This is a genomic window from Trinickia camelliae (assembly GCF_053525655.1).
This window is the reverse complement of the sequence record NZ_JBCHAA010000011.1, coordinates 120687-146962: the sequence shown is the minus strand read 5'-3', so window position 1 is coordinate 146962 and position 26276 is coordinate 120687. Positions and strand designations below refer to the sequence as shown.

The following is a 26276-nucleotide window of genomic DNA, read 5'->3' as shown; positions in this document are numbered from 1 at the left end:
TCACGTCGACTGAATTCGAAGTCCTGCAAGACATGCACTACACGATCTATTCCGGAGTGACCACGTGAACGAGAACTCGCGCTTTTTTGCTGAAACCCTCCAGAGCCGTGACCCCGTTATCGCATCGGAGATTGCGCTCGAGTTGCGCCGCCAGCAAACTCAGATCGAGCTGATTGCCTCCGAGAACATCGTCTCGGCGGCGGTGATGGAAGCGCAAGGGACGGTGCTGACGAACAAATACGCCGAAGGGTATCCGTCAAAGCGCTATTACGGCGGTTGCGAGCACGTCGACAGGATCGAAGCGCTTGCCATCGACCGCGTGAAGGCGCTCTTCGAAGCCGAATACGCCAACGTGCAGCCTCATTCTGGAGCGCAGGCGAACGGCGCGGTGATGCTCGCGCTCGTGAAGCCGGGCGATACGGTGATGGGCATGTCGCTCGATGCGGGAGGGCACCTGACGCATGGGGCCCGTCCCGCGCTTTCCGGCAAGTGGTTCAACGCCGTCCAATACGGCGTGAGTCCCGACACGTATCGCATCGACTACGAGCAGGTTCGCCGGCTCGCCGAGGAGCATCGTCCGAAGCTCATCATCGCGGGTTATTCGGCCTATCCGCGTGCTTTGGATTTCGCTGCGTTCCGCGAGATCGCCGATAGCGTGGATGCCTTGTTGATGGTCGACATGGCGCACATCGCGGGCATCGTCGCGGCGGGCAGGCACGCGAACCCCGTGCGGTTCGCCGACGTGGTGACGTCCACCACCCACAAGACACTGCGCGGGCCGCGAGGCGGATTCATCCTGACCAACAACGGCGACATTGCCAAGAAAATCAATTCGGCTGTGTTCCCGGGGCTGCAGGGCGGTCCGCTCATGCATGTCATCGCCGGTAAAGCGGTCGCGTTTGGCGAAGCGCTTCGTCCCGAGTTCACCGCGTACATCGACCAGGTGCTACGCAACGCTCAGGCACTCGGCAGCGTCCTGAAGTCGGGCGGCCTGAACCTGGTGACGGACGGGACCGACAACCACCTGTTGCTGGTCGATTTGCGTTCGAAGCGGCTAACCGGCACGCAGGCCGAAAAAGCGCTGGAGCGCGCGGGCATCACCTGCAACAAGAACGGTATCCCGTTCGATACGGAGAACCCAACCGTCACCTCGGGAATCCGTCTCGGCACCCCTGCGGGGACCACGCGCGGCTTCGGCACCGAGCAGTTCGAGCAGGTCGGGCAAATGATTCTGGAGGTCTTGTCGTCGCTCGAACGAGAGCCTGGCGGCGATGAGCGGGTCGAGCGCGCCGTGCGTAACCGAGTGCGAGATCTCTGCAGCCAGTTCCCCATCTATTCACACGCCGAAGTCCTTGTTTAGCCAATACGGCGTCTTTATTGAAGAGAGAATTGAAAATGAGCTTCGAGGGAGTCCATACACCGCTCGTCACACCGTTCAATGCGGACGGTGAAATCAACCATGATTTGCTCGGCAAGCATGCCGTCAATCTTGCGGGCCGTGTTTCGGGTCTGGGGATCGGCGGGACCACGGGCGAATACTATGCGCTGAGTTTCGACGAACGGGTTCAGACATTCGACACCGTCGCGGAAGCGGCGGGCGGCAAGACGTATCTGACGGCCGGCATCAACGCGACGACGACGAAGGAGGTCATTCGCCTGGGGCACGAAGCGAAACGCGCCGGCATGTCCGCCTTGCTGGTTGCCGCGCCTTACTACACTCAACCGACGCAGGAAGAACTGCTCAACCACCTTCTGAAAGTGGACGACAGTCTCGACATGCCGATCATGCTGTACAACTTCCCGGCACGCACGGGAACGGAAATCAGCGATGGCGTTCTGGAAAAACTGCTCGAACGGCCGAACTTCATCGCGATGAAGGAAAGCACCGGCGACATCTCGCATCTGCATCATCTTGCAACCCACTTTAGCGGCAAGCTCGTGCTGAGCTGCGGGATGGATGACCAGGCGCTCGAATTCTTCGCGTGGGGCGCAAAGAGCTGGGTCGGCGGTGCTTCCAACTTCTTGCCGGAAGCGCATACCGCGCTCTTCGACGCATGCGTGAAGCGCGCCGACTTCGAAACTGGCCGCAAGCTGATGGCGCAACTGCTGCCGGTGCTCGAACTGCTGGAGCGCAGCGGGAAATTCATTCAATACGTTCGATACGGATGCGAGTTGGCCGGGCTGCCAGTCGGTGTCGCCCGGGCACCGCTCGGCGCGCTCACGGATGAAGAGCGCAGCGCGTTTGCGAAACTCGTTCAACCTATGTTGCGCAACGCGCAGTAACTTGCATGGCCTCGAATCTGGAATTCGTGCGGTTTCCTGCTCCGGACGGTGTGAACGGGTGGTGGGAAAGTCTGCCCGCGCCGCACTCTGCCACCACGGTGTCGTCCGAACATCGATATGACTGGGTGGTGGTCGGAGGTGGCATTACAGGGCTATGCGCAGCCCGGCGCTTGGCTGAGCTGGCGCCCGATGCTTCGATCGCGCTGGTCGAGGCGGACCGTATAGGGCGCACCACAGCCGGACGAAATTCCGGATTCTTCGTCGATTTGCCGCATGACATCAGCAGCGAAAGCTATTCGCGAAGTGTGGAAGCGGACAAGGCCGATGTCCGCTTGCAACGTCACGGCATCGACTACGTGCGCGCTGCGGTGAAGCAACACAACATCGACTGCGATTGGCGGGACGACGGCAAGGTTCATGCATCGGTGAACAAGAAGGGTCACGCTGCATTGGCTCATTTCGCCGAAGGGCTCGCTCGCATCGACGAAGCTTGTGAGTGGCTCGACGAAGCGGCAATCGCGAAGGTCACCGGCACGAGCTTTTATCAGGGCGCGCTGTTTACGCCAGGGTGCAGTACGGTTCAGCCGGCAGCCCTCATGCGTGGTCTTGCTGCGAGCTTGCCGGAAAACGTGAAGGTCTTCGAGCTTAGCGCGGCAAAGGCAATAGAGGACCAGGGTTCGAATAAGGTTCTGACCTTTGCAAGCGGCAAGATTGTGGCGAAGCGCGTGATGCTGTGCACCAACGCTTATGCGGCGAAATTCGGGGGGCATCCGAACGGTCTGCTGCCCGTGTACACGTTTGCTTCGATGACGCGCGTGATGAATCCGGACGAAGTGCAGCGGCTTGGCGGCACGAGATCGTGGGCACTGATTCCGGCCGATCCAATGGGCTCGACCGTTCGACGTCTGATCACCGACCGCATTTGCGTTCGCAACCACTTCGCGTTTCGACCCAATCTCGAAGTGTCCGCAGCCGACTTGGCGAAGGCAAAGAGTCTGCATCAGCGCTCGTTCGACCGGCGTTTTCCGATGTTGAAGGACGTCGAGCTCGAGTACACGTGGGGCGGACCTTTGTGTTTGTCCGTCAACAACGGTGCGCTTTTTGGACGCCGCGGCGATGGTGTCTTTGAAGCTGTCGGATGCAATGGCCTTGGTCTGAGCCGAGGGTCGGCATCAGGCAAGCTCATCGCCGAGTACGCGCTCGGACACGACAACGCGCTCATTCGCCAGCTTTTGAACCAGCCGCATCCGCGCTCGCTGCCGGTTCGTCCGATTGCGGACGTCGCGGTATCCGCGGCTATCTGGGTCAAGGAGTTCTCGGCGGGGGCCGAGCTTTGAACTTTTGAGGACAGCACATGACGACTTATCACGAATGGAAGCAGAAAGCAGAAGGCTTGTCGCTCGACGGACGGGCGTTCATCGCGGGGCAACGCTGTCCGGCTGCTTCGAATGAAACGTTCCAAACCCTCAATCCTTCGACTGGAAAAGGTCTGGCCGATATCGCGAAGTGCGATGCGAAAGATATCGACCGCGCGGTCGTGGCAGCCAGGAATGCGTTCGAGTCCGGCGTGTGGTCGAAGGCCGCGCCGGCGCAGCGAAAAGCCGTGCTGTTGCGGCTGGCGCAACTGATCGAGGAAAACGCCGAAGAACTGGCGCTTCTCGAAGCGCTCGAAGCGGGCAAGCCGATCAGCGAGTGCATGGGGCTGGATATCCCCGAGTCGGCAGCCTGTATCCGTTGGCACGCGGAGGTTACCGACAAGCGATACGACGCGCTGTCGCCGTCGGGCGCGAGCGTCGTGAGCATGATTACGCGCGAGCCGATTGGTGTGGTGGGCGCGGTCCTGCCGTGGAATTTCCCGGCGCTCATGCTTGCCTGGAAAATCGGCCCGGCGCTTTCAGTCGGCAACAGCGTCATCGTGAAGCCTGCCGAGCAGACCTCACTGTCGACGCTGCGCATCGCCGACCTCGCAATCGAAGCCGGCGTGCCCGCGGGTGTCTTCAGTGTCGTGACCGGGTTCGGGGAAAGCGCGGGCCAAGCGTTGGGCAGGCACGCCGACGTCGACCTCGTTGCGTTCACTGGCTCCACGGAAACCGGCAAGCGATTTCTTCATTACTCGGCGGACACGAACCTCAAGCGGGTCGTGTTGGAATGCGGCGGCAAGAACCCTCAAGTTGTGCTGCCCGACGTCGCGAATCTCGACGCTGTCGCCGAACAAGCGGTCGCGGCCGCCTTCTGGAACATGGGCGAGAACTGCAGCGCGGGCTCTCGCATTCTGGTGCCTTCGACGCTGAAAGCGCGCTTGCTCGAAAAGGTCGAGGCCGTTCTGGAAGGATGGAAAACGGGCGACCCGCTCGACCCTGACGTCAAGCTTGGTTCTCTGATCGAAGAAAAGCACTATGAAAAGGTGCTTGCCCACATCGAGAAGGCGAAGGCGGAAGGGGCGCGCTTGGTGTGCGGCGGCAAGGCGACGCGTACCGATACGGGCGGCTGGTTCGTCGAGCCGACCATCTTCGATAACGTCTCGCCGGAGATGAGCATCGCTCGTGAGGAGGTCTTTGGCCCTGTGGTCTGCTTTATCGAATATGCCGATATCGACGAAGCGGTTCGAATTGCCAACGACACATGCTATGGCTTGGCCGCTTCGCTTTGGACGGACAACGTCAACAACGCCCACAAGATTGCCGCGCGAATCCGTGCCGGTACGGTGACGGTGAACTGCTTCGGCGAGGGCGACCTGTCGACGCCATTCGGCGGATTCAAGCAATCGGGCTTCGGCGGCCGCGACAAATCCGTCTATGCGCATGACCAGTACTGCGAGCTGAAGACCACCTGGTTGAAGCTCGACTGAAGCGCGTCATGCAAAAAGAGTCCGACCTGTTAGGTCGGACATAGACCAACCGAGATTAGAACCATGCTCAACACCACACGAAAAATGCTTGTCTTCGCATCGACTGTCGTCGCTATGTCGATTGCGAGCGTTCCATCCTTTGCGCAGCAGGTCGTAAAGATCGGCTTGTCGGCCCCATTGACGGGAGCCGGAGCGCAGAACGGGAAGGACATGGAGAATGGCGTGCTCCTCGCCATCGAGGAGGCTAACGCCCAGCACATCAAGCTGGGCGGGCAGGCGGTGCGCTTCGAGTTGAACACAGTCGATGACCAGGGCGACCCGCGCATCGGTGTGCAGGTGGCTCAGAAACTGGTCGACGATGGCGTAGTGGCGGTTGTGGGCTACTACAACTCCGGCGTCGCATTGCCGTCCTCTCCGATTTTTGCCAAAGCCGGCATTCCTTTGATCGACCCCGCTGCTACGGCCCCCGCCATCACCCGGCAAGGCCTGAAGAACGTGTTTCGTATCATTGCTACCGACGCTCAGAACTCCGGAAGCGCAGGAAAGTACGCGGTAACGGTAAGCAAGGCGCAACGTATTGCCCTGATGGACGACCGCACGGCATTTGGTCAGGGCGCTACGGATGAATTCAAGAAGGCGGCATTGGCGGCCGGCGGGCAAATCGTGACGGCCGAATTTACCAATGACAAAGCGGTCGAATTCAACGCTCAACTGACGAACATCAAGGCGGCGAACGCCGACCTTCTCTTCTTCTCCGGCCTGGACAACCAAGCAGGCCTGCTGGTCAAGCGAATGAAGCAACTGGGCATGAAGACCCAGTTCGTCGGCAGCGGCGGTATCGCTGACAGCATCTTCATCAGCATTGCAGGCAATGCCGCGGAAGGCGCCATGGCGTGGGAGTACGGACGGCCAATCGAGTCGCTTCCTCAAGGAAAGGCATTCGCGGAAAAATTCAAGAAACGATTTGGCGCAGACAGTTTGACGTTTGCTCCATTTGCCTATGACAGCGCCTGGGTAGCGATCAACGCAATGAAGCAGGCGGACTCGGCAAAGCCTGAGGTGTTCATGCCTGTGCTGCGAACCACCCAGTACGACGGCATCACCGGGAAGATTGCATTCGATTCGTACGGTGACTTGAAGCATCCGACCTCGACGCTCTATCAAGTCAAGGATGGGAAGTGGGTGGCGATAACGACGATAGGCGGGGAGTGACCTGCGAAGGGGGCTTGTGCAAACCGCTATTGTCGGGGGCGGTTCGGTTGCGGGCCTCGGTTGCTTGCTACTCGGCTTAGGGAGGACCACTCTTGCCAGTGAGCCGCGGGAATCGCAAACTATTTTGTCTGAGGTGTTTTTCGGCTCCCGCCTGAAAGGTGACAACGATGCAAAAGAAGCAGCTATTTGCTGACCGGCTTCTCGCCCAAATGCCGTCATTGCGGGCGCTCAGATGTTTCGTCACGGCAGCCCGTTACGAAAGCTTCACTCAGGCGGCGGAGGTGCTCTGCGTCACCCAGGCGGCAATCAGCAGACAAATCAAGGAGCTCGAAGATTCCCTCGACGTGGCGCTGTTCGAGCGCGCTGGGAGGCACATTGCGCTCACGGACGCCGGGCGCATTCTCTACAACGCCTCGTACCTCTCGATCATGAACATCGCGGAAGCGGCGCAGGCGGTACGCCGCTCCGACAAACATGCGCTGACCGTTTGGGTCTCGCATACCTTCTCGGCGCTGTGGTTGGCGGCCAGGCTGCCCACGTTCCGCAAGCGATATCCGGATATCCGATTGCACGTGATGGTGACGGAGCATTTCATGGAGCTCGACGAGCTCATGGAGCCCGATGTCATCATCACCAAGAATCCACCTCGCGAAGCGGAATACGACGTCGAGCCGCTCTTCCATGACATCGTCTATCCGGTCTGCAGCCGGTCGTTTTACGAGCGTCACTTCCACGGCAGGTCGTTGAAGCCGCTGGATCTGCTCTCGCATCCCACCTTGAATCTTTCGTTGCTGGGGCGCGCCCAGGTTTGCGAGCACGTGGATTGGCGCGTATGGAGAAACTGGTTTCAGCAAGGCGATGGTTCGGACCGGCTGGTCGAGAACGAACACCTGGAAAGCAACGACTATCGGCTCCTGGTCTCACAGGCGGAAGCGGGCGAGGGGACGCTGCTTGGCTGGCACCACCTCGTCCATCGTCAGGTCGAGCAGGGCCTTTTGCTTCGACCGGTGCAGGATGCGCTCGTATTCCACGACCGTTACCACTATCTGATCACGCACAAAAACGCCAAGCTTCGGCCCGAGTATTTGCAATTCCGTGAGTGGCTTGGCGAGGAGGTCGGCGTCATGATGCGCGAATGGCAACACGCCGAAGCCGAGACCATCAAATAACGTTGGCTTCATGTTTAACGAGCCCATTCATTCCAAAGCCGGCACCACCCGGCCACTGCGCTTTGGAATCGTGCTATTGCCGAACTTCACGTTGACCGCGTTTTCCGGTTTCGTCGATCTGCTCAGGCTCGCAAGCGACGAAGGCGACATGAGCCGGCCCGTTCGCTGTTCATGGACCATCGTCGGAGAATCGCTGGTGCCGGTCAGGGCAAGCTGTGGCATCCAGGTCACGCCTTGGACAACCTTTGAGGAAGCCGGGACATTCGATTACGTTGTCGTCGTTGGCGGTTTGCTGCATTCGGGGCCGTCGGCAAGCAAAGCCACGCTGCAGTTCATTCGTGACGCTGCGCAAACGCCGGCCACCTTGGTCGGGATTTGCACAGGGGTATTCGCCTTGATGCGGGCGGAGGTCATGGACGGATATCGGATGTGCGTGAGCTGGTTCCACTACTGGGATTTCGTTGAACGCTTTCCGGGCGCCGACGAACGCAACCTCGTCGCGGACCGGTTGTTCGTCATCGACAGACGCCGCATTACTTGCTCAGGCGGCCGCGCTTCGATTGATGTGGCCGCGGCGATCCTGCTGCGGCACTTTGAGGCCACGATCGTCCAGAAGGCGCTGCGTATCATGCTGGTCGACGACGCTCAGAAAGGCAACGCCCCGCAGCCTCATCCTCCGGGACTGGAGCCCGCGACACATCCCAAGGTCAGGCGCGCAATCCTGTTGATGGAGCAGCATATTGGGCAACCGCTGAGCCTCGCGGAGCTGGCTCGACGCCTCGAGATGTCGGTCCGGCAACTCGAGCGGCTCTTCGCTGCGGAGACCGGCAAATCTCCCCACGCTTACGGACGGCAGATCCGGATACGGATGGCGTCGTGGCTGCTGACGAGTTCGGACCGTACCGTCGCCGATATTGCCTCGTCGTGCGGCTTCTCGGATGCCTCTCATCTTGGCCGCGAGTTCAGAAAAGAATTTGGAGAATCGCCGAACGCTTATCGCGTGGCGCGACCGCAGAGCCAATCGCCCGCATTGGCCGCTACGTAGCCGCTACGTGAGTCGCTGACCTATGTTGACCAAAGAGTCGAGATGAAACCGGCAACAGGGACTAAAGGATACCGGCGGCTCATTCCGTCCATGACCGCGCTCGTCGAGTTTGAATCGGTCGCGCGTTTGAGCAGCTTTACCCTCGCGGCGAACGAACTTGGCGTCACGCAGGCCGCGGTGAGCCGGCAAGTCAAATTCATCGAGGAAACGCTGGGGATTCGTCTCTTTCATCGTCTGCACCGCTCAATCGAACTCACCGAGGAAGGGGAAGCGCTCTATCTCGTCGTTGCCGAGTCGATGCAGAAAATTGCGGGTGTGTTCGACCGGCTAGGCAGTGGCCCGGTTCATCAGGAGCTGGTGCTTGCGGCCACTTCCGCGTTCTCGCATTTTCGTCTCCTGCCACGTCTCGCGTCTCTCAAGCAGGCGCAACCGAATCTTCAGCTTCGCCTTGCCACGCAGATGTTCACCGCCGATCTCCGGCACAAGGAGATCGATGTCGCCGTGCGATACGGAAACGGTCGATGGGGAGACGGCACCGCAACGCTGCTGTTCGACGAAGAGGTATTCCCTGTCTGCTCGCCGAAGTGGGCGGAATCGCACGGTACGCCGGTAACGCTGCAGGACGTCGCTAACGCCCCGCTCATCGAATCGGACGCAACGTCGGAAGGTTGGATGGATTGGGAAGCGTGGTTTCAGGCTGTGGGCTTGGGACTGCCGTTGCGACTGAACTTTGCCTTGCGATGCAGTCTCTATACGGATGCCGTTCAAGCTGCACGTTTCGGCCAGGGCATCGCGCTTGGGTGGGGACGCATGGTCCACGATCTCATCGAGGCAGGTGAACTCGTCAGGCTGCCGGTCGCCTCGTTCAAGGTCAGCGACGCTTATTACGTAGTGGTGCCGCATGGGCGCACCATCACCCCCGCAATCGATGGCCTGATCGACTGGCTGCAGCAGGACTCCATCGAGCGTTGAGGCGTTTGCGAGGGCTCGCGGCCTGCGTCAAGAACAGGTTCGGCTCTCGCATAATCCAAAGTCATGCCAGACAGAAAATAAAGCGCGTTGACGCTCATTTTCGTCAATCCAATACTCAAGTCATAGCGGGAACCATCGAAGTCCCGAGACCTTGAACATTGGAGAGCGACGATGTCCGAAGTGCAATTCAAGACCCATGGCGAGTTGATTCGAAGCCGTCGGCCCGGTCACGGCATGCCCGGCGAGCTGTTCGGTCGCCAGGACGTTTTCGAAACGGACGTCGAGGTCTTTTTCCACAAGCATTGGATTCTGGTCGGGGTCACGGCCGATGTGCCCGAGCCCGGCGATGTGTCAACCGTCGATATCGGCAAGGCATCCATCATCATCGTGCGCGACGACGACGAGAACATCCGCACCTACCGGAACGTCTGTCGCCATCGCGGCGCGCGTCTGAAAGAAGCGGGGAAGTCGACAGTCGGCATGCTCGTATGTCCTTACCATCAGTGGACGTACGACCTCGATGGAAGCCTGCGCCACGCTGCCCACATGGGAAAGGACTTCGACGCGACCTGCCGCAGCCTGATTCCGGTGCACACCAGGATTGTCGGGACGCACATCTTCGTGTGCCTCGACGAGCATGCGCCGGAGGACATCTCGAAGCTCGAACAAACGTTGACGCCGCGTTTCGCACCGTACGACCTTCGGAACACCAAGATTGCCTTCGAGCAGGAAATCATCGAGAACGGCAACTGGAAACTCGTGATGGAAAACAATCGCGAGTGCTACCACTGCCAGGCCACGCATCCGGAATTGACGGCGTCGTTCTTGCCGGAAGACTTCGGCTTCTGCCCAGAGAATCTCAGTGACGAATCGCTTCACGCGCTCGAGGACTACAAGGCCCGCAACGCAGCCTGTCAAGCAAGCTGGGAGCGCGACGGGTTTGTCAGCACGTCTGTCGAGTGGCTGGACGAGGAGGCGGTCACGCAGTTCAGAACGCAGCAACTCGTCATCGCCGGTAACGGCGAATCGCAGACCCTCAGCACGAAGGTCGCGAGCACCAAGCTGTTTGGCGATCTTCAGCGGCGCGACCTCGGCGATACGCACCTCTGGACCCACAATTCATGGACGCACGTCATGAGCGACCATGCGGTGATCAGCTACATCATTCCGCTCGCCCCCGACAAAACGCTGGTCCGCTCCAAATGGCTCGTGCATGCCGACGCCGTTGAAGGCGTGGATTACGATCTCAAGGATTTAACGGAAGTTTGGATTGCGACCAACACGCAAGACAAGCACCTCGTCGAAATCACGCATGAAGGCACTCAGGACCCGGCGTACGTACCTGGCACGTTTTCGCCTTTCACGGAAACCTACGTGGACCAGTTCTCGCGCTGGTACGCGGCCCGATTGAACGCACACGGTATCTGAAGAGCTAAGGCCATGAACGCTGTTGAAAGCATTTTCAATCCCGCACCCATGGCGGCCGACCGGTTCGCCGACGCCAGCACGTGGGAAAGCGGCGGCAGTCCCTGGGCGAGCAACGAGCAGCGGACGCTGACGTGCTGCCGTGTCGTCGACGAAACGCACGACGTCAAGAGCTTTGCGTTCCGCGCGGGAGATGGATTGCCCGTGCGCTTCGAGCCGGGCCAATTCATGACTGTGTCGGCGAATGTGCAGGGACAATCGGTTGAGCGCTGCTACACGATTTCATCGCCTCCGACGCGTCCCTATCTGCTGTCCATCACGGTGAAGCGGGTGCCGGGCGGGGTCATGTCCAATTGGCTCCACGACAACATGAAGCCGGGGTGCCAGTTGCAGGCGTACGGCCCTTCCGGAACCTTCACGCCGACCGCTGCTCCTGCGGCGGCAAAGTCGATATACCTGTCGGCGGGTTCAGGCGTGACGCCGTTGATGTCGATGACGCGCGCGAGCATCGACCTCGGGCTCGACCGCGATATCGCGTTCGTGCACAGCGCGAGGACGCCCGCCGATATCGTCTTCCGTGAGGAGTTGCACAGGCTCGCAAAACTGTCTCCCCGTCTGCGCCTTTTCTTCGTGTGCGAAAGCATCGAGGATGAGACGGATTGGCCCGGAGCAACGGGGCGGCTCAGTCTCGAACTCCTGTCGGAGTGGATACCGGATTACGCAGACCGCGAAGTATTCACGTGCGGGCCAGCGGGCTACATGAAGGCGGTCAGAGCATTGCTTCAAGAAGGCGGCCACGACCCGTTGCGCTATCACCAGGAAAGCTTCGACATCACGGCGGGTGCAACGCCGGAGTCCGCTTCATCGAAAGGCGACGCTGCGCAACACACCTACACGGTCAAGCTTTCCCGTTCCGCGAAGACGTTCACGATGAGCTCATCGGAAACCGTACTTGCCGCGGCGAAAAAGGCGGGGGTGGCAATTGCATCGTCGTGCACCCAGGGCGTGTGCGGCACCTGCAAAACCAAAGTGCTCGAAGGCACGGTCGATATGCATCACAACGGCGGGATTCGGGACAGAGAAGTCCAGAAGGGTTTTCATCTTCTGTGCTGCAGCCGCCCTACATCCGATTTAGTGCTTGAACTTTGACCCGGCATCCCATGAACCAAGGCAACGTTGCGTGCGGCGAGAGGATTGATGTGAGCACTGTCGCTCATCAGAAAGGAACAGAAACCACTCTGCTCGACGTCCGGGCGTACAGACTGGCACGCGTGACGGAGCAATTGCGCAAGAACAACTGCCCCGCGATCTTGCTGTACGACCCGGTCAATATCCGTTACGCGACGGATGCGTCCAACATGCAGATCTGGACGGGCCGCAACCCGTCGCGATACGTAATGGTGTTTGCCGATGGCCGCGTCGTCGCCTGGGAATTTCATAGCTGCGAACACGTGTGGGACGGATTGAATCTGGACCTCGAAATGCGCAGCGCGGTCAGTTGGACCTTCTTCAACGCGGGTACCGAAGCGGAGCGCCGCGCCGACGTATGGGGCGCCGAGATAGTCGGAGTGCTGAGCCAGCGTGCGCCGAATGAACTTCGTCTGGCGGTGGACCGGCTCGACCCCGTCGGCGCGGCCTACCTGAGCAAGCATGGCCTGAATCTCCTCGATGGGCAGGCGGTGATGGAGATGGCTCGCGCAGTGAAGTCTCCGGGGGAACTCGTGCTCATGGGCGAGTCGCTACGCGCATGCGAGAAGGGGATCGAGCGCATGCATCGCGAGCTGCGGCCGGGAATGACCGAGCAGGACCTCTGGGCCAACCTTCACTACGAGAATATCCGGCACGGTGGAGAGTGGATCGAGACGCGTCTTCTCGCGTCGGGCGACCGGACCAATCCATGGATGCATGAATGTTCCTCGCGGGTTCTGCAAGAAGGCGAGTTGCTGGCCTTCGATACCGACATGGTCGGGCCGCATGGCTATTGCTCGGATATCTCCCGGACGTGGACCGTAGGCCATACCCAACCTTCCGACGAGCAGCGAAAGCTTTATGAAATGGCCTATTCGCAAGTCCACTTCAACATGGATCTGTTGCGTCCAGGCATGACATTCCGCGAGTTCTCGGAACGGGCCTGGAAAATACCCGAGATCTATCTGAAGAATCGGTACACGTGCGTGGCGCATGGCATCGGCATGGTCGACGAATATCCGAACATTGCGCACCAGGTCGATTGGGAAACGGGCGGCTATGACGGCCGGTTTGAAGTCGGCATGACGCTTTGCGTCGAGAGCTATATCGGTGCGGAGGGAGGGGGTCAAGGCGTGAAGCTCGAGCAGCAGGTCGTGCTCACGGAGAGCGGTTGCGTGCCGCTGACGTCGTGCAGCTTTGAAACCGACTGGCTGTGAGATGGCCGGCGGGCGATTTGCATCCCGGCACGAACAATGTTTTCAGGAATTGAGATCGACTTGGCCCTTTTGCGTGCCGATACTGTGCGCATTCCAGACTGAGCCGAGGGGCAAGCAAATGGACGAGCGTAAGCGAGACAGCATGGTTGCGTATCTGCGCCGCCGCATGGCGCAGGTTGGCATCAAGGTGGCCGACCTCGCGGCGGCGATTGCTGAGGAGCGGATGCGGCAGAAATCGGTGCGTTATCGCAATGCGTTTGGCGACACGTGGGATGGCAAGGGAGCGATGCCGCAATGGCTTATTCAAGCTACGAGCGCCGGGCAGTCGCTGGAGCACTTCGCCGTCGCAGCGAAGTCGGCAAAGAAGCCCGCCCCTGCCAGCCGCGCACCCGCGACCGTCGACTGGAGCAAAGACCCGTTTGCCGGCACTCGTTTGGCGACAGCTCGTTCGTAATACGGCGCAGCGCGCCGGTCATCCTAAGACCGGCTTCAGCCTGGACTGCCGTCCTTTTGAGCCGATTTATCGCATACCGTAGAAATTCTATAGTCAGACCGAAGAAATCATGATTCGACAGCGTCCTGCTATCGCCGTACAGTGTGCCGTGGCAGGCGGATGGAGGCCCTGAAGTGGCGCTCCGCCGGATCTTAACGGAGAGCAGGATGACTGTAGAAAAAGTAGCGTTGATGACGGCGGCCGGCAAGGGCATGGGTGCGGCGATCGCCAAGGATCTTGCGGCGAATGGCTATCGTGTGGCGCTGATGTCGCCGTCGGGCAGTGCTGTCGAGTTGGCGAAGGAATTGGGCGGATTCGGCGTAGCGGGGTCCGTCACCGAGGAGGCGGATATCGATCGTTTTGTTTCCGAAACCCTAGCGAAATATGGCCGTATCGACGCGGTCGTGAACAATACGGGCCATCCGCCCAAGGGCGATCTCCTTGCCATCGAGGACAGCAAATGGCACGAGGGGCTGGATCTGATCGTGCTGAACGTCGCGCGTGTGCTGCGTCGTGTCACGCCGGTTTTTCTGAAGCAGGGCGGCGGAGCGGTCGTCAATATTTCGAGCTTCGCGGCAGATGCGCCGGAGCAGGCCATGCCGGTTTCCTCCGCACTGCGCGCGGCACTCAGTGCATTCACGCGCTTGTATGCCGATCGTTACGCCAAGGACAACATCCGGATCAACTCGGTTCTGCCGGGCTTCATCGACAGCTGGCCGGAGACGCCTGAAATCGTCGCGCGCATTCCGGTCGGCCGGTTTGGCAAGACCCAGGAGATCGCTAAGACGGTAACGTTCCTGCTTTCCGATGGCGCGGGTTACATGACCGGTCAGAACATTCGGGTCGACGGCGGCATCGTGCGAGCTTTGTAAAAGCACGCGGACCTATGAGCGATATGACCGATCTACTCGACCGGATATGGTCGCTGCTGAGTTCCGGCGCAAATGCAGGAGCGACGCGCTCGCCGTTCACCATGCTCCAGGCCGCAACTTTGGGGCTGGACGGGGCGCCGAAGGCGCGCACGATCGTGCTGCGGGGGGTAAGCAAAGATGAAGCCTCATTGACCTTCCATACCGATGCGCGATCGGAAAAGGTCTCGGAACTGAGGAAAGACAGCCGGATTGCGCTCACGGGCTGTGATCTGGACGCGGGCATTCAGATTCGTGTCGAAGGCGTCGCGCGGATAGTGGATAGCGCGGATGAGCGAAGAGAGTACTGGAACGCAAGCCGGCCTCGCACGCTGATCGTCTACCGCGCGCCGCTGGTCCCTGGCACGGTCATCGAGTCGCCGATAGACGCGCATGCGACAGCCAAGCAAGGGAACGTCGACCCGAACGCCGGCTTTGAAAATTTTTGCCTCGTGACTGTCGACGTGAGCAGATTCGACTATCTGGACCTATCGCCAACCGGTCATGCTCGCGCGAGGTTTGTTCGCGAGAACGGGATTTGGCACGGCAGCTGGGTGGCACCATAAGTCCGTCGCCACCGCCCGTCCGTTACAGAGACTCAGCTCGCTCCCTGCAAAGGTTGAGCATTCTCTGAATCATGGTGCTCGAATAGTTGAGCCCCATTTCCTCCGTAAAGAGCGCCTGAACACTCGAGAGCCGCACGGCGATGCCGGCAGTGAGCAGTTCTCTTTCGGCAATTTTCAGCGCAAGTTGGCCGAGTTCGACGCGCTCGAGCCAATCCATCGACACCAGATGCCGCGCGAGCCACGCACGGCAATTGGCCACCACGTGGTCCACTCGCCACTCTTGGGTCAGTGCGTAAGACGCAGCGGCCGTTGCGACTAGAAAGCAGAGCAACTCGGCGCGCCCGTCGGGGATTTGGTTGATATCGCGATTGTTCATCGTTGCTTCGGGTAGGCAAGTGCGGCGAAGTTCAATCAGATCAGAGTAGTCGATTTTTTTGGCGCCGTACGCCTCGCGTGCATCTGCGACGCGGATTGTCGACGTCCTTCCTTTGCCGCGCGGCGCTCTTCCCATGCGGCCAGCGCCGCTTCATAGCGTTCGAGCGCCTCGTCGTACAAATCGAACACACAGGGTGAGCAGCCGCTATGGCAGCAATCCTCGAGGTCCGGCTTCTCCGGCGGAGTCGGGCGTGGATCGTCGAGCGATTGTTCCGGATGGGGCGCTTTTGACACGATTTCATCCGCCTGATGTGGAGTGGTCAGTATAGGTTGAGCGCCATGATCGGCACATTTGCTTCCCGCGCCTGAAATGACAAAGGACCTGAGACTCTCGTGTGAGGATCTCAGGTCCCAGGTTGGCGCACTCCGCGGGAAATACAAGGTGCCCGCGAACTAAGCCGCCGTCAGTGACGGCGCATCAAGCCTCGATCGCAGCCGTCTCTTCGACCAACGGCGTGCGAATCAGGTAATCGAACGCGCTCAGCGCCGCCTTCGCGCCGTCGCCCGCAGCGATCACGATCTGCTTGTACGGCACGGTCGTGCAGTCGCCGGCGCCAAAGACGCCCGGCACGTTCGTGTGCCCCTTGGCATCGACGACGATCTCGCCGAACCGGCTCAGCTCCACCGTGCCCTTGAGCCACTCGGTGTTCGGCACCAGGCCGATCTGCACGAACACGCCTTCGAGCGCGACCGTGTGTTCCGCGCCGCTCACGCGGTCCTTGAAGCGCAGACCGTTGACCTTGTTGCCGTCGCCCGTGATCTCGGTCGTTTGCGCGTTCACGTTCACGGTCACGTTGGGCAGGCTGTTGAGCTTCGCCACGAGTACCGCGTCGGCCTTGAGCTGGTCGGCGAACTCGATCAGCGTGACGTGCGCAACGACGCCCGCCAGATCGATCGCCGCTTCGACGCCCGAGTTGCCGCCGCCGATCACCGCGACGCGCTTGCCCTTGAAGAGCGGGCCGTCGCAGTGCGGGCAGTAGGCCACGCCCTTGTTCTTGTATTCCTGCTCGCCCGGCACGTTGACGTTGCGCCAGCGCGCGCCGGTCGAGAGGATGACGCTGCGGCTTTGCAGCACGCCGCCGTTCTCCATCCGCACGCCGACCAGGCCGCCCGGCTGCGTGGCCGGAATCAGCTCGACGGCGCGCTGCTGCGACATGATGTCGACGCCGTAGTGACGCACTTGCGCTTCGAGCGCCGCGCCGAACTTCGGGCCGTCGGTTTCGAGCACCGAGATGTAATTCTCGATCGACAGCGTGTCGTTGACCTGGCCGCCCATGCGTTCGACCGCGATGCCGGTATCGATGCCCTTGCGCGCCGCGTAGACCGCCGCCGCCGATCCGGCAGGGCCGCCGCCGACGATCAGCACATCGAATGCGTCCTTGGCGTTGAGCTTGGCCGCTTCGCGCTCGGCGGAACCCGTGTCGAGCTTGGCGACGATCTCCGCGAGATCCATGCGTCCGGCGCCGAACACCTCGCCGTTCAGATAGACACACGGCACGGCCATGATCTGGCGCTCGTCGACTTCGCTCTGGAACAGCCCGCCGTCGATCACCACGGTCTGCACACGCGGATTCAGCACGGCCATCAGGCTCAGCGCTTGCACGACGTCCGGGCAGTTATGGCAGGTCAGCGACATATAGACCTCGAAGCGATAGTCGCCGTCGAGTGCCTTGATTTGCTCGATCAGCTCGGGCTCGACCTTGGGCGGATGGCCGCCGGTCCAGAGGAGCGCGAGTACGAGCGAGGTGAATTCGTGTCCGAGCGGGATGGCCGCAAAGCGCAGGCTTTGCTTGCCGCCCACCGGGTTCAGGCTGAACGACGGTTTGCGTGCGTCGTTGCCGTCGGTGCGCACGGTGATCTTGTCGGACAGCCCGGCGATGGTTTGCAGCAGCTCATTGAGCTCGTGCGAGCTCGACTGCTCGTCCAGCGACGCCACGATTTCGAACGGCTGGTTCACGCGCTGCAAATAGGCTTGCAGTTGGGCCTTGAGGTTGTCGTCCAACATGATGATCCCCGATGCTTGAGAGGTTACGAACGTGGTGATTCAGTGCCGGCCGGGAGGACCCCGGCCGGTTCGTCAAATCAAATCAATGACGATGCAGACTCGGGAGAGCCTTAGATCTTGCCGACCAGGTCGAGCGACGGGGTCAGCGTCTTCGCGCCTTCCTTCCACTTGGCCGGGCAGACTTGGCCAGGGTTCTTGGCGACGAATTGCGCAGCCTTCAGCTTGCGCAGCGTTTCCGAGACGTCGCGAGCGATCGCGTTGTCATGCACTTCCATCGTCTTGATCTGGCCTTCCGGGTTGATGATGAAGGTGCCGCGCAGCGCCAGGCCTTCTTCCGGGATGTGCACGCCGAACGCGTTGGTCAGCTGGTGCGTCGGGTCTCCGACCAGCGGGAACTTCGCCTTGCCCACGGCTTCCGACGTTTCGTGCCACACCTTGTGCGAGAAATGCGTGTCGGTCGTGACGATGTAGACTTCCGCCTCGGCCTTCTGGAATGCAGCGTAGTTTTCTGCCGCGTCTTCGACTTCCGTCGGGCAGTTGAAAGTGAATGCAGCCGGCATGAAGATCACGACCGACCACTTGCCCAAGAGCGACTGCTCAGTGACTTCCACGAACTTGCCGTTGTGGAATGCTTGTGCTTTGAACGGTTGGACTTGGGTGTTGATGAGCGACATAGAGTTTCCTTCAGCAGTGGGTGGGTAGAACGGTTGGCGTGTAACCAGGCTCTATACTGAAGGAAAGCTATCGTTTTTGCAATTCGATAGTATCTATCTGTCCGATAGAAAAAATCTACTTAGGTCATAGTGTCGCGGGAAAAGAAGGCAATCAGGTGTCCGGCAACGCCAGCATCCGGTCCCTGCGATCGATCTCAAAACATGCGAAAGATAAATATTGGATCGAGATAAACATATAAAAATAGAATAATTCTCACACCGGTTCTTCGTCGTTACGCTGTGCTCACTATCGACGGCGAGGACCTATGACCGCTACTGTTTCAACGTCTTTTTTCGTGCGGCGGCGCGTCCTGCGCGCACTTGCGGCGGCGCCGCTGGCCGCGGCCGCTTTCGCTTCGGAGCTGCGCCGCGCGAGCGCCGCCGACAGCTTGACGTTGGTGCTCGGTGATCAGGCTGGCGGCACACGGGCGCTCGTCGAAGCGGCCAAGGTGCTGGACGGCGCACCGTACGCCTACCGCTGGGCCAACTTCCAGGGCGCCGCGCCGCTTTTCGAAGCCCAGCGCGCAGGCGCCGTCGATCTTGCGCCGGCGGGCGACTTGCCGGTTCTCGCGGCGGCCGTCGGCGATCCGACCCTGAAGATCGTGGCGACGCGCGTCGGTTCGGGCGCGCAGCTCGGCATTCTCGTCGGCCCGCGCTCGACGATCCGCACCGTTGCCGATCTGAAGGGACGCACGGTTCACGTTTCGTCGGCGCGCGGCAGCATTTCGCAGTTCCAGTTGTACGGCGCGCTCGCGGAAGCGGGGCTCGCGAAAGACGACGTGTCGGTGCGCTTCATCCTGCCCGTCGATGCCTTTGCCGCCTTCGAATCCGGCGCGATCGAGGTGTGGGCGACGTTCGATCCGTACTACGGCATCGCCGTGCAGCATGGCGCGCGGATTCTGCGCGACGGCACCGGCATCAACAGCGGGCTCGGCTTCATCACCGCATCGGGCGAAGCGCTTGCCGACGCGAAGAAACGCGCGGCCATCGCGGACGTCCTGCTGCGCTATCAGCGCGCGGGCGACTGGGCGCTCGCGAATCCCGACGCCTACGCACAGATCTACGCGACGCTCACGCGCTCGCCGCTCGACGCCGCGAAACAAATCACGAAGCGCGCATCGCTCAAACAGCGTTTCGTCAACGACGCCGATATCGAGTCCCTGCAGAAAGTGGCCGACAGCGCGTTTCGGGATGCGATCCTGCCGCGCCGCATTGATGTGCGCGCGATTTCGGACACGCGCATTGCCAGCGCCGCATGACCTCGCATTGACGGAACGCCTAGCCATGTCTACACAAACGCAGACTTTCGACGTCGCCCGTTTCCCCGCGGACGACACACCCGCTTCGCGCGAGAGCGGCAAGCGCATCGTCGCGCTGCTGGCCGCGCTCGGCTGGCTTGGCGGCGCGGCCGTGACGCAATGGTGGCCGGCACTCGACGATTGGCCGCACACGCGCGAGTGGCTGATCGTCAAGCTGCTGCTTGCCGCGCTGTCGCTGGCCATCGCCGTCGCCGGTTGGCGCTCCGTTGCATCGGCGAAAACGCGAACGCAGCCGGGGCGTTTGAGTCTCGAAGCCTGGCTGAACGCGACGCCGTGGCTTCTTGCGCTGTCTTTAGTTCTGACCGCATGGGAAGTGGCCACGGCGCAGCTCGAATGGTTGCCGCGGCCGTTCTTCGCGCCGCCGCAAGCGTTGATTGCCGTCTTCGCCGACGATCTGCCGAGGCTCGCGTCGAGCGTCGCGCATTCTTTCGTGCTGCTCGCCTACGGCTATCTGGCGGGCGCGCTGACGGGCTTCGTGATCGGCGTGAGCATCGGCTGGTCGAAGGCGGTCGGCTACTGGCTGCACCCCGTGCTGCGTCTGATCGGCCCATTGCCCGCGACCGCGTGGCTGCCGCTCGCCTTCTTCTTTTTCCCGTCGAGCTTCAGCGCGAGCGTGTTCCTGATCGCGCTGGCCACGGCGTTTCCCGTCGCGGTGCTGACCTGGTCGGGCGTCGCGAGCGTGAACTCCGCCTATTACGACGTGGCGCGCACACTCGGCGCGCGGCCCTCGTTCCTGATTCTGCGCGTCGCGATTCCCGCCGCGCTGCCTTCCGTGTTCGTAGGGCTTTTCATGGGGCTCGGCGCGTCGTTTGCGGTGCTGATCGTCGCCGAAATGATGGGCGTGAAAGCGGGGCTCGGCTGGTATCTGCAGTGGGCGCAGGGCTGGGCGGCGTATTCGAATATGTACGCGGCGCTCTTCGTGATGGCGCTGATGTGCTCCGGGCTCATCACGCTGCTATTCCGCGTGCGAGACCGGCTGCTCGCCTGGCAAAAGGGGTTGCTCAAATGGTAGCCGCATCGTTCGCACCTTCTCACGCCGGTTCCGAGCCCGCCCAAAAGCGGCAAGGCTCTCGCATCGATATCCGCAACGTCAGTCATCGGTTCGCGCTGCGCGGCGACGTGCTGCCCGTGCTCGACGATATCAGCCTCACCATCGAGCCGGGCGAGTTCGTCGCAGTGCTCGGGGCGAGCGGGTGCGGGAAATCGACCTTGCTGCGTCTCGTCGCCGGCCTCGACGCGCCCGAGCGTGGCTCGATACACGCGGATGGCGAACGCGTGGCAGGCCCGGACCCTTCGCGCGTCGTCGTGTTCCAGGACCCGACGCTGTTTCCGTGGCGCACCGTGCGCAACAACGTGGCGCTGGGTCCGCAGGCGCAGCAGCGCGCGAAGCGCAAGGCACCGGCAGGCGAAGCGCAGCACGACGTCGATAAGCGTATCGATGCCGCGCTCGAACTGGTTGGCCTCGCGGCATTCGCGCAGGCTTTTCCGCATCAGCTTTCGGGCGGCATGGCGCAGCGCGCGGCGCTGGCGCGCGCGCTCGTCAACGATCCGCACCTGCTCCTGCTCGACGAGCCGTTCGGCAAGCTCGATTCGCTCACGCGCCTCCGCATGCAGGGCGAGCTCGTCCGTCTGTGGCAGGCGGAAGGCTTTTCGGTGCTGTTCGTCACGCACGACGTGGAAGAAGCGCTGGTTGTCGCGAATCGCGTCATCGTGCTGAGCGAGCGCCCGGCACGCATCGTCGCGCAGGTCCGCAACGACGCGCCGTATCCGCGTCATCGCGACGACCCGGCACTCGTGTCGTTGCGCCGCGAGGTCTTGGGGCTGCTGGGCCTCGAGACGTAGCCAAGGCAGCGGCGCTAAAAAAACATCACTTCACGCATTGGGAAAGCAACGACATGACTCTCTTCGACGAGAACACACCTTCGAACCTCGCGCGCCGCGCGTGGCTGCGCAACACGGGACGGGTGGCGGGCGCTGTGGCGCTCTCTGGCGCCGCGTTCGGATTGCCTGCCATGCGCGCGTCCGCGGACGAAGGTCTGAAGCCGCTCAAGCTCTCGTGGAACGCGGGCGCGATCTGCACGGCACCCGTCCCGGTCGCCGTCAAGCAGGGTTTTTTTCGCAAGCACGGTCTGGAGGTCGAACTCGTCAACTTCGCAGGCTCGACCGACCAACTGCTCGAAGCCATCGCGACGGGAAAGTCGGACGCCGGCGTCGGCATGGCGCTGCGCTGGATCAAGCCGCTGGAGCAGGGCTTCGACGTCAAGCTGACGGCGGGCATCCACGGCGGCTGCATGCGCCTGCTCGCGACGCGGGCCTCCGGCATCGTCGATCTGCAAGGGCTCAAGGGCCGCACGGTGGGTGTGAGCGACATGGCGAGCCCGGCGAAGAATTTCTTCGCGATCTCGCTGAAGAAGGTCGGCGTCGATCCCGACAACGATGTCCACTGGCGGCAATATCCGGCGCCGCTCCTGGGCGAGGCGCTCAAGAAGGGCGAAGTGCACGCGATCGCCGATGGCGATCCGACCATCTGGACGCTGCGCGAGACGGACCATTTGCAGGAAGTGTCGAACAACTTGTGCGGCGAGTACGCCAACCGCGTGTGCTGCGTACTGGGCGTGCGCGGCTCGCTCGTCCGCCGCGATCGCGCGACTGCGCAGGCGTTGACTCAAGCGCTGCTCGAAGCCACCGAGTGGACCGCGGATCACCCGGCCGAAGCCGCGGCGATCTTCGCGCCGAATGCGCCGGGCGCGAATGTCGAGCAACTGACTGCGATGCTCAAGAGCCATACGGACCGTCATCACCCTGTCGGTGATGCATTCAAGAAGGAAATCGCGCTGTATGCCGACGATCTGAAATCGGTCGGCGTGTTGAATGACGGGACGAGTTCGGATCGTTTCGCTACGCGGGTGTTTGCGGATGTGCTGGTTTGAAAGGCGTCTGCCGTGAGTTGGTGTCGCCGAGTTTTTCCGCTTACGAAGGTCTTCGACGCTGGTATCACCAAGTATCATCGATTTTGATACTTATCGTATTCAGTGAAACCGCATGAAGCCTTCCACGCCGGATACGTGGCTATTTGTGGCGCGGAAGGTTCTCTTGGGGACGAAGCCGCGCAGACGGTCAACGATCAGGGCGCCGCAAACGCAGCGCGCCCGATACTGCCAAGCACCGTATCGTTCTGCGGCGTATGAATGCGCGCGCACAGCACATCGCGATAGTGGCGCTCCAGCGCGTTGTTTCGGCTCAAGCCCGGATTGCTGCTCGCTTCGAGCGCAAGCGCGACGGCGTCGATTGCGTGCTTGCTGACGAGATACTTGATCGTCGGCGCTTCCGACGCGCTAACTTGTCCCGCCGCGCCGGCGTCGAGCAAGACGCGGTTGTTGAACAGCAAGGCGTCGATGCGACCCACGATCTGCTGAAAGCTGTCGAGGCTGGAAAGCGGCGCGCTCAATCCCGAGGGTACGCGATGCGCGGCCCATTGCACGAACCAGTCGCGCGCGGCCCGAGCGACGCCGTCGTAGATCGCGGGCAGCAGCACGTTCATCCAGACGTTCGTCACCGGGTCTAGACCTTGCCCCGGCCCGGGCGCTTGCAGATCGACAGCTTGATCAAGCGGTACGCGCACGTTCTCGAAGATCACTTCGTGGCTGCCCGTCGCGCGCATGCCGAGGTGGTTCCATAGCTCGCCGAAGCGGATGCCCGGCGTGTCGCGATGGACGAGCCAGGTGCCGGAACGCGGCGAGGCTTCGTCCGTGCGTCCCCAAACGGCGAACCACGTGAGCCCCGGGCTGCCCGTCGAGTAGAGCTTGCGGCCGTTCAGAATCCAGTGATCGCCTTCGATCCTACCAACCGTCGCGGGCAGGCCGCCGCGCGAAGGGGAGCCGAGTTCAGGCTCGACGCGTAGCGAATTGATCAGCGCGCCGCGTTCGACGGCGTCGCGCGCGATGCGTTCTTTCAATGCCACGGGCCAATTCGGATTGGCCTGCAAACGCAGATGGTAAAGGCACTGCATCACGAGAATCAGCGCCGTCGACGGCTCGCCGCGCGCGACGCCGCGTATCACCTTCAGCGTTTGCGCGAGCGTCGCTTCGCGGCCGCCGAGCGCGCGCGGCACGGTCAGCGAAAGCAGGCCGGCGCGGCGCAGGCGCGCGAGGTTGTCGTGAGGAAAGATCGGGCCCGCGTCGAGCTCAGCGGCGCTTGCCGCGAATTCTTCCGTGAGTGCGGCGAGCCAGGCGTCGGCGCGCGGACTGTCGAGATCGGCGAGCGCCTCCAGTGCTGCGGCGTCGCGCTCGACGTCGGCGAGTGCGCTATCGGGTTGACGGCTGGTCATGGGCAAAGTCCGTATCGATGCATTCGGACGCGGGCGCGAAGTCAAGGCGCGGCCAGCGGAAATTGCTTGTCGAAGCTCGGCGCCACATCGAGGCGGGTCTTGATGACGTCCGCGCGGTGATAGAGGTCGGCCGTCTTTTGCTGTTCGGCGATGAGGCCATCGTCGATGGAAACGGGATGCAGTTGCGCGCGCTGATACATGGTCTTCAGCACGCCGGGCGGCAATCCCGTGACCTTCGATTGCATCGCCGCCACTTCGTCCGGATGCGTCAGCGCCCAGCGCTGGCCCGCCGCAACGCGCTTCAGGAAGTCGGCGATTTCGGCGTGCTTGGCCTTGATCGAGGCTTCCGTCGCGGCCTGGAAGCTGAGGCCGGAAGACAGGTTCACGCCGTTCGCGATGCTGCGGTCGCCATCGCGCTGCTCCGCGAGCGCAACGTAGGGGTCCCATGTGGACCACGCATCGACGTTGCCCGAGGCGAGCGCCGCCTTGGCGTCCGCCGGCTGCATGAACCGCAGGTCCACGTCGGTGAGCTTGAGGCCCGCGCGCTCCAGCGTCGCGATCACGAGGTAATGACCGATCGAGCCGCGCGTCGTCGCGATGCGTTTGCCCTTCAGGTCGGCGGCCGTTTTGATCGGCGAGGTGTCGGGCACGACGATCGCGAGATCGACCGGCGTCGAGCGCGTTGCAGCCACGGCGCGTACTTGCGCGCCTGCCGCATAGGCGAAGATCAGCGGGGCGTCGCCGAGTCCGCCGATGTCGATCGCGCCCGCGTTGAGCGCTTCGCCGAGCGGCTGTGCGGCCGGGAAGTTGAACCATTCGATCTTGTACCGGACGTCTTTCAGTTGGCCAGAAGCTTCGAGAATTCCGCGCGTCTGCAACTGCTGATCGCCGACTTTCAAGGTGGTGTCGGCAAGCGCGGCATGCGTTACGCAGGCGGTGAGCGCTACGAGCAGGAGGCGAGCAACCAAGGATTGCGGGAAACGATGAGCGGGATGGGCCATGAGAAATGCGATGCTTGAATGAAGTGGCGTAAAACGAAGCTACATAAGCGAAGTCGCCGAAAAGCACACGATACGTACACGCTTTTTATAAGGCAAACGCATTGTTCTTCTTTCCTAATATGCGAGTGAGAAAAGCGATCAGGTGCTTGAATGCGGTTGCGGCGACGCGTTAAGCTCCCGAATCCGCCGTGCAGTTGTCGGCGATTTCATCATTCCATCAAGCAGAAAAGCATCCATGAAACTCGATGAAATTGAAGCTTTCGTCGCCGTTGTGCACAGTCAGTCGCTGAGTCAGGCGGCCGATTTTCTCGAGCTGACGCAGCCCGCCGTCACGCGCCGCATCCAGAACTTCGAGGAAGCGCTCGGTGTCGAGCTGCTCGATCGCAATACCAAGCCGCTGAAGACGACACCGATGGGCCGCGTCGTGTACGAGCAATGCCGTGCGATCGTGCGCGAAGTGGATGCGCTCAGGCACCTCGTGACGGACGACGCGCCGCTCGCCGGAGTCCTGCGCTTGGGCGTCGCGCAGACGGTCGCCGACGTCGCGATGCTCAAGGCGTTGCATGCGCTGCGCGGCGCGCATCCGGAGCTGCAGGCGCGGGTCTCGACAGGATGGGGCAATCCGTTGCTGCAGAAAGTGGAAGACGGGGAATTGGATGCGGCCATCGTGCTGCTGCCGGCGAATCGCATGTTGCCGGAGACGCTCGTGGGCGAGGCGCTCGGCACCTTGAAAATGGCCGTGGTTGCGCAAAAGGGTAGTTTGAAAAAGCGCTCGCTGACGCTGGCCGAATGCCAGCCGCACGGTTGGGTGTTGAATCCCGACGGCTGCGGATTTCGCGCGGGGTTGCAGCAGGCGCTCGCGGCGCAGGGGTATTCGCTGAAGCTCAATCTCGAGACTCTCGGTATGGAGCTTCAACTGGGTCTCGTGGCCGATGGGGTCGGGTTGGGGCTCGTGCCGCTGCCGCTGTTACGCACCAGCGCCCATGCCGCGCAACTCGACGTGCTGCAGGTGAGCGACTTCAAGCCCGAGATCTCGGTGTGGATCGTGCGGGCACGGGCGCTCGGGAAGATGCAGTCGGCGCTCGCTGTGCTTGCCGAGAGTGTGAAGCAGAGCTTCAAGGCGGCGCAGCTTTCGCGAGCCGCGTGACGC

General features: G+C 61.7%; 25 protein-coding genes. 19 read left to right on the top strand and 6 right to left on the bottom strand.

What is annotated here, in order from left to right; translation table 11 throughout:
• Positions 1-64: 64 nt before the first annotated feature.
• The 14 genes from glyA (at position 65) to AAHK20_RS19220 (ending at position 15326) form a co-directional block, all read left to right on the top strand.
• The gene (gene glyA / locus AAHK20_RS19285; protein ID WP_449183106.1) at positions 65-1360 is read left to right on the top strand and encodes a serine hydroxymethyltransferase; all 1296 of its coding nucleotides are present in this window, start codon (positions 65-67) and stop codon (positions 1358-1360) included.
• A gap of 35 nt (positions 1361-1395) precedes the next feature.
• Complete coding sequence (locus AAHK20_RS19280) at positions 1396-2283, top strand: dihydrodipicolinate synthase family protein (RefSeq protein WP_449183105.1); 888 nt, start codon at positions 1396-1398, stop codon at positions 2281-2283.
• A 5-nt stretch (positions 2284-2288) separates the two neighbouring features.
• The gene (locus tag AAHK20_RS19275) at positions 2289-3620 is read left to right on the top strand and encodes an NAD(P)/FAD-dependent oxidoreductase (protein ID WP_449183104.1); all 1332 of its coding nucleotides are present in this window, start codon (positions 2289-2291) and stop codon (positions 3618-3620) included.
• Between the two features lie 17 nt (positions 3621-3637).
• Positions 3638-5131: an aldehyde dehydrogenase gene (locus AAHK20_RS19270; RefSeq protein WP_449183103.1), complete on the top strand. Its 1494-nt coding sequence runs from the start codon at positions 3638-3640 to the stop codon at positions 5129-5131.
• Positions 5132-5194: 63 nt separating this feature from the next.
• Entirely contained in the window at positions 5195-6343 is a 1149-nt protein-coding gene (locus AAHK20_RS19265) for a branched-chain amino acid ABC transporter substrate-binding protein (RefSeq protein ID WP_449183102.1), read from the top strand.
• Between the two features lie 167 nt (positions 6344-6510).
• The gene (locus AAHK20_RS19260; RefSeq protein ID WP_449183101.1) at positions 6511-7512 is read left to right on the top strand and encodes a LysR substrate-binding domain-containing protein; all 1002 of its coding nucleotides are present in this window, start codon (positions 6511-6513) and stop codon (positions 7510-7512) included.
• A 10-nt stretch (positions 7513-7522) separates the two neighbouring features.
• Positions 7523-8557: a GlxA family transcriptional regulator gene (locus AAHK20_RS19255; protein WP_449183100.1), complete on the top strand. Its 1035-nt coding sequence runs from the start codon at positions 7523-7525 to the stop codon at positions 8555-8557.
• 42 nt (positions 8558-8599) lie between these two features.
• Complete coding sequence (locus AAHK20_RS19250) at positions 8600-9529, top strand: LysR substrate-binding domain-containing protein (RefSeq protein ID WP_449183099.1); 930 nt, start codon at positions 8600-8602, stop codon at positions 9527-9529.
• A gap of 171 nt (positions 9530-9700) precedes the next feature.
• Positions 9701-10957 carry an aromatic ring-hydroxylating oxygenase subunit alpha gene (locus AAHK20_RS19245; protein ID WP_449183098.1) on the top strand — a complete coding sequence of 419 codons (1257 nt, stop codon included), beginning with the start codon at positions 9701-9703 and terminating at the stop codon, positions 10955-10957.
• Positions 10958-10969: 12 nt separating this feature from the next.
• Positions 10970-12103 carry an FAD-binding oxidoreductase gene (locus AAHK20_RS19240; protein ID WP_449183097.1) on the top strand — a complete coding sequence of 378 codons (1134 nt, stop codon included), beginning with the start codon at positions 10970-10972 and terminating at the stop codon, positions 12101-12103.
• Between the two features lie 11 nt (positions 12104-12114).
• Positions 12115-13359 carry a M24 family metallopeptidase gene (locus tag AAHK20_RS19235; protein ID WP_449183096.1) on the top strand — a complete coding sequence of 415 codons (1245 nt, stop codon included), beginning with the start codon at positions 12115-12117 and terminating at the stop codon, positions 13357-13359.
• 118 nt (positions 13360-13477) lie between these two features.
• The gene (locus AAHK20_RS19230) at positions 13478-13813 is read left to right on the top strand and encodes an H-NS family nucleoid-associated regulatory protein (RefSeq protein ID WP_449183095.1); all 336 of its coding nucleotides are present in this window, start codon (positions 13478-13480) and stop codon (positions 13811-13813) included.
• A gap of 206 nt (positions 13814-14019) precedes the next feature.
• Complete coding sequence (locus AAHK20_RS19225; RefSeq protein WP_449183198.1) at positions 14020-14724, top strand: SDR family oxidoreductase; 705 nt, start codon at positions 14020-14022, stop codon at positions 14722-14724.
• A gap of 23 nt (positions 14725-14747) precedes the next feature.
• Positions 14748-15326, top strand: a complete 579-nt coding sequence (locus AAHK20_RS19220) for a pyridoxamine 5'-phosphate oxidase family protein (RefSeq protein ID WP_449183197.1) — start codon at positions 14748-14750, stop codon at positions 15324-15326.
• A 22-nt stretch (positions 15327-15348) separates the two neighbouring features.
• Here AAHK20_RS19220 and AAHK20_RS19215 read toward each other — a convergent pair whose 3' ends face one another.
• The 4 genes from AAHK20_RS19215 to ahpC all read right to left on the bottom strand — a co-directional run bounded on the left by AAHK20_RS19215 (position 15349) and on the right by ahpC (position 18440).
• Entirely contained in the window at positions 15349-15702 is a 354-nt protein-coding gene (locus AAHK20_RS19215) for a hypothetical protein (RefSeq protein ID WP_449183094.1), read from the bottom strand.
• A 35-nt stretch (positions 15703-15737) separates the two neighbouring features.
• A complete protein-coding gene (locus tag AAHK20_RS19210) occupies positions 15738-15995 on the bottom strand; it encodes an oxidoreductase-like domain-containing protein (protein ID WP_449183093.1) in 258 nt (85 codons plus the stop codon).
• A 184-nt stretch (positions 15996-16179) separates the two neighbouring features.
• Positions 16180-17766, bottom strand: coding sequence for an alkyl hydroperoxide reductase subunit F (gene ahpF / locus AAHK20_RS19205; protein WP_449183092.1), 1587 nt, complete (start codon positions 17764-17766; stop codon positions 16180-16182).
• A gap of 110 nt (positions 17767-17876) precedes the next feature.
• Positions 17877-18440, bottom strand: coding sequence for an alkyl hydroperoxide reductase subunit C (ahpC, locus tag AAHK20_RS19200; protein ID WP_449183091.1), 564 nt, complete (start codon positions 18438-18440; stop codon positions 17877-17879).
• Positions 18441-18745: 305 nt separating this feature from the next.
• Between ahpC and AAHK20_RS19195 the strand changes: the two genes are divergently transcribed.
• From AAHK20_RS19195 to AAHK20_RS19180, 4 genes are read left to right on the top strand one after another with little or no spacing between them, the layout of a single operon-like run.
• Positions 18746-19738, top strand: a complete 993-nt coding sequence (locus AAHK20_RS19195; RefSeq protein WP_449183090.1) for an ABC transporter substrate-binding protein — start codon at positions 18746-18748, stop codon at positions 19736-19738.
• A 25-nt stretch (positions 19739-19763) separates the two neighbouring features.
• On the top strand, positions 19764-20810 hold the full coding sequence (locus tag AAHK20_RS19190) for an ABC transporter permease (RefSeq protein ID WP_449183089.1): 1047 nt from the start codon (positions 19764-19766) through the stop codon (positions 20808-20810).
• Positions 20804-21640: an ABC transporter ATP-binding protein gene (locus tag AAHK20_RS19185; RefSeq protein ID WP_449183088.1), complete on the top strand. Its 837-nt coding sequence runs from the start codon at positions 20804-20806 to the stop codon at positions 21638-21640. Before AAHK20_RS19190 ends, AAHK20_RS19185 begins: the two co-directional genes overlap by 7 nt.
• A gap of 53 nt (positions 21641-21693) precedes the next feature.
• A complete protein-coding gene (locus tag AAHK20_RS19180; protein ID WP_449183087.1) occupies positions 21694-22728 on the top strand; it encodes an ABC transporter substrate-binding protein in 1035 nt (344 codons plus the stop codon).
• Positions 22729-22922: 194 nt separating this feature from the next.
• Here AAHK20_RS19180 and AAHK20_RS19175 read toward each other — a convergent pair whose 3' ends face one another.
• Positions 22923-24125, bottom strand: a complete 1203-nt coding sequence (locus tag AAHK20_RS19175) for an acyl-CoA dehydrogenase family protein (RefSeq protein ID WP_449183086.1) — start codon at positions 24123-24125, stop codon at positions 22923-22925.
• Positions 24126-24166: 41 nt separating this feature from the next.
• On the bottom strand, positions 24167-25126 hold the full coding sequence (locus tag AAHK20_RS19170; protein ID WP_449183085.1) for an ABC transporter substrate-binding protein: 960 nt from the start codon (positions 25124-25126) through the stop codon (positions 24167-24169).
• Positions 25127-25361: 235 nt separating this feature from the next.
• Here AAHK20_RS19170 and AAHK20_RS19165 point away from each other — a divergent pair, with 235 nt between their 5' ends.
• Positions 25362-26273 (top strand): LysR family transcriptional regulator, encoded by a 912-nt coding sequence (locus tag AAHK20_RS19165; protein ID WP_449183084.1) that lies wholly within the window; start codon positions 25362-25364, stop codon positions 26271-26273.
• Positions 26274-26276: the final 3 nt, after the last annotated feature.

Excerpts from the sequence above, each read along its gene's own strand:
- AAHK20_RS19195 (WP_449183090.1), top strand. The coding sequence starts at position 18,746 with ATGACCGCTACTGTTTCAACGTCTTTTTTCGTGCGGCGGCGCGTCCTG.
- AAHK20_RS19270 (WP_449183103.1), top strand. The coding sequence starts at position 3,638 with ATGACGACTTATCACGAATGGAAGCAGAAAGCAGAAGGCTTGTCGCTC.
- AAHK20_RS19225 (WP_449183198.1), top strand. The coding sequence starts at position 14,020 with ATGACTGTAGAAAAAGTAGCGTTGATGACGGCGGCCGGCAAGGGCATG.
- AAHK20_RS19215 (WP_449183094.1), bottom strand. The coding sequence starts at position 15,702 with ATGAACAATCGCGATATCAACCAAATCCCCGACGGGCGCGCCGAGTTG.
- ahpF (WP_449183092.1), bottom strand. The coding sequence starts at position 17,766 with ATGTTGGACGACAACCTCAAGGCCCAACTGCAAGCCTATTTGCAGCGC.
- AAHK20_RS19230 (WP_449183095.1), top strand. The coding sequence starts at position 13,478 with ATGGACGAGCGTAAGCGAGACAGCATGGTTGCGTATCTGCGCCGCCGC.
- AAHK20_RS19185 (WP_449183088.1), top strand. The coding sequence starts at position 20,804 with ATGGTAGCCGCATCGTTCGCACCTTCTCACGCCGGTTCCGAGCCCGCC.
- AAHK20_RS19235 (WP_449183096.1), top strand. The coding sequence starts at position 12,115 with ATGAACCAAGGCAACGTTGCGTGCGGCGAGAGGATTGATGTGAGCACT.
- AAHK20_RS19175 (WP_449183086.1), bottom strand. The coding sequence starts at position 24,125 with ATGACCAGCCGTCAACCCGATAGCGCACTCGCCGACGTCGAGCGCGAC.
- AAHK20_RS19245 (WP_449183098.1), top strand. The coding sequence starts at position 9,701 with ATGTCCGAAGTGCAATTCAAGACCCATGGCGAGTTGATTCGAAGCCGT.
- AAHK20_RS19240 (WP_449183097.1), top strand. The coding sequence starts at position 10,970 with ATGAACGCTGTTGAAAGCATTTTCAATCCCGCACCCATGGCGGCCGAC.
- AAHK20_RS19180 (WP_449183087.1), top strand. The coding sequence starts at position 21,694 with ATGACTCTCTTCGACGAGAACACACCTTCGAACCTCGCGCGCCGCGCG.
- AAHK20_RS19250 (WP_449183099.1), top strand. The coding sequence starts at position 8,600 with ATGAAACCGGCAACAGGGACTAAAGGATACCGGCGGCTCATTCCGTCC.
- AAHK20_RS19280 (WP_449183105.1), top strand. The coding sequence starts at position 1,396 with ATGAGCTTCGAGGGAGTCCATACACCGCTCGTCACACCGTTCAATGCG.
- ahpC (WP_449183091.1), bottom strand. The coding sequence starts at position 18,440 with ATGTCGCTCATCAACACCCAAGTCCAACCGTTCAAAGCACAAGCATTC.
- AAHK20_RS19260 (WP_449183101.1), top strand. The coding sequence starts at position 6,511 with ATGCAAAAGAAGCAGCTATTTGCTGACCGGCTTCTCGCCCAAATGCCG.
- AAHK20_RS19165 (WP_449183084.1), top strand. The coding sequence starts at position 25,362 with ATGAAACTCGATGAAATTGAAGCTTTCGTCGCCGTTGTGCACAGTCAG.
- AAHK20_RS19190 (WP_449183089.1), top strand. The coding sequence starts at position 19,764 with ATGTCTACACAAACGCAGACTTTCGACGTCGCCCGTTTCCCCGCGGAC.
- AAHK20_RS19275 (WP_449183104.1), top strand. The coding sequence starts at position 2,289 with ATGGCCTCGAATCTGGAATTCGTGCGGTTTCCTGCTCCGGACGGTGTG.
- AAHK20_RS19255 (WP_449183100.1), top strand. The coding sequence starts at position 7,523 with ATGTTTAACGAGCCCATTCATTCCAAAGCCGGCACCACCCGGCCACTG.
- AAHK20_RS19170 (WP_449183085.1), bottom strand. The coding sequence starts at position 25,126 with ATGGCCCATCCCGCTCATCGTTTCCCGCAATCCTTGGTTGCTCGCCTC.
- AAHK20_RS19220 (WP_449183197.1), top strand. The coding sequence starts at position 14,748 with ATGACCGATCTACTCGACCGGATATGGTCGCTGCTGAGTTCCGGCGCA.
- AAHK20_RS19265 (WP_449183102.1), top strand. The coding sequence starts at position 5,195 with ATGCTCAACACCACACGAAAAATGCTTGTCTTCGCATCGACTGTCGTC.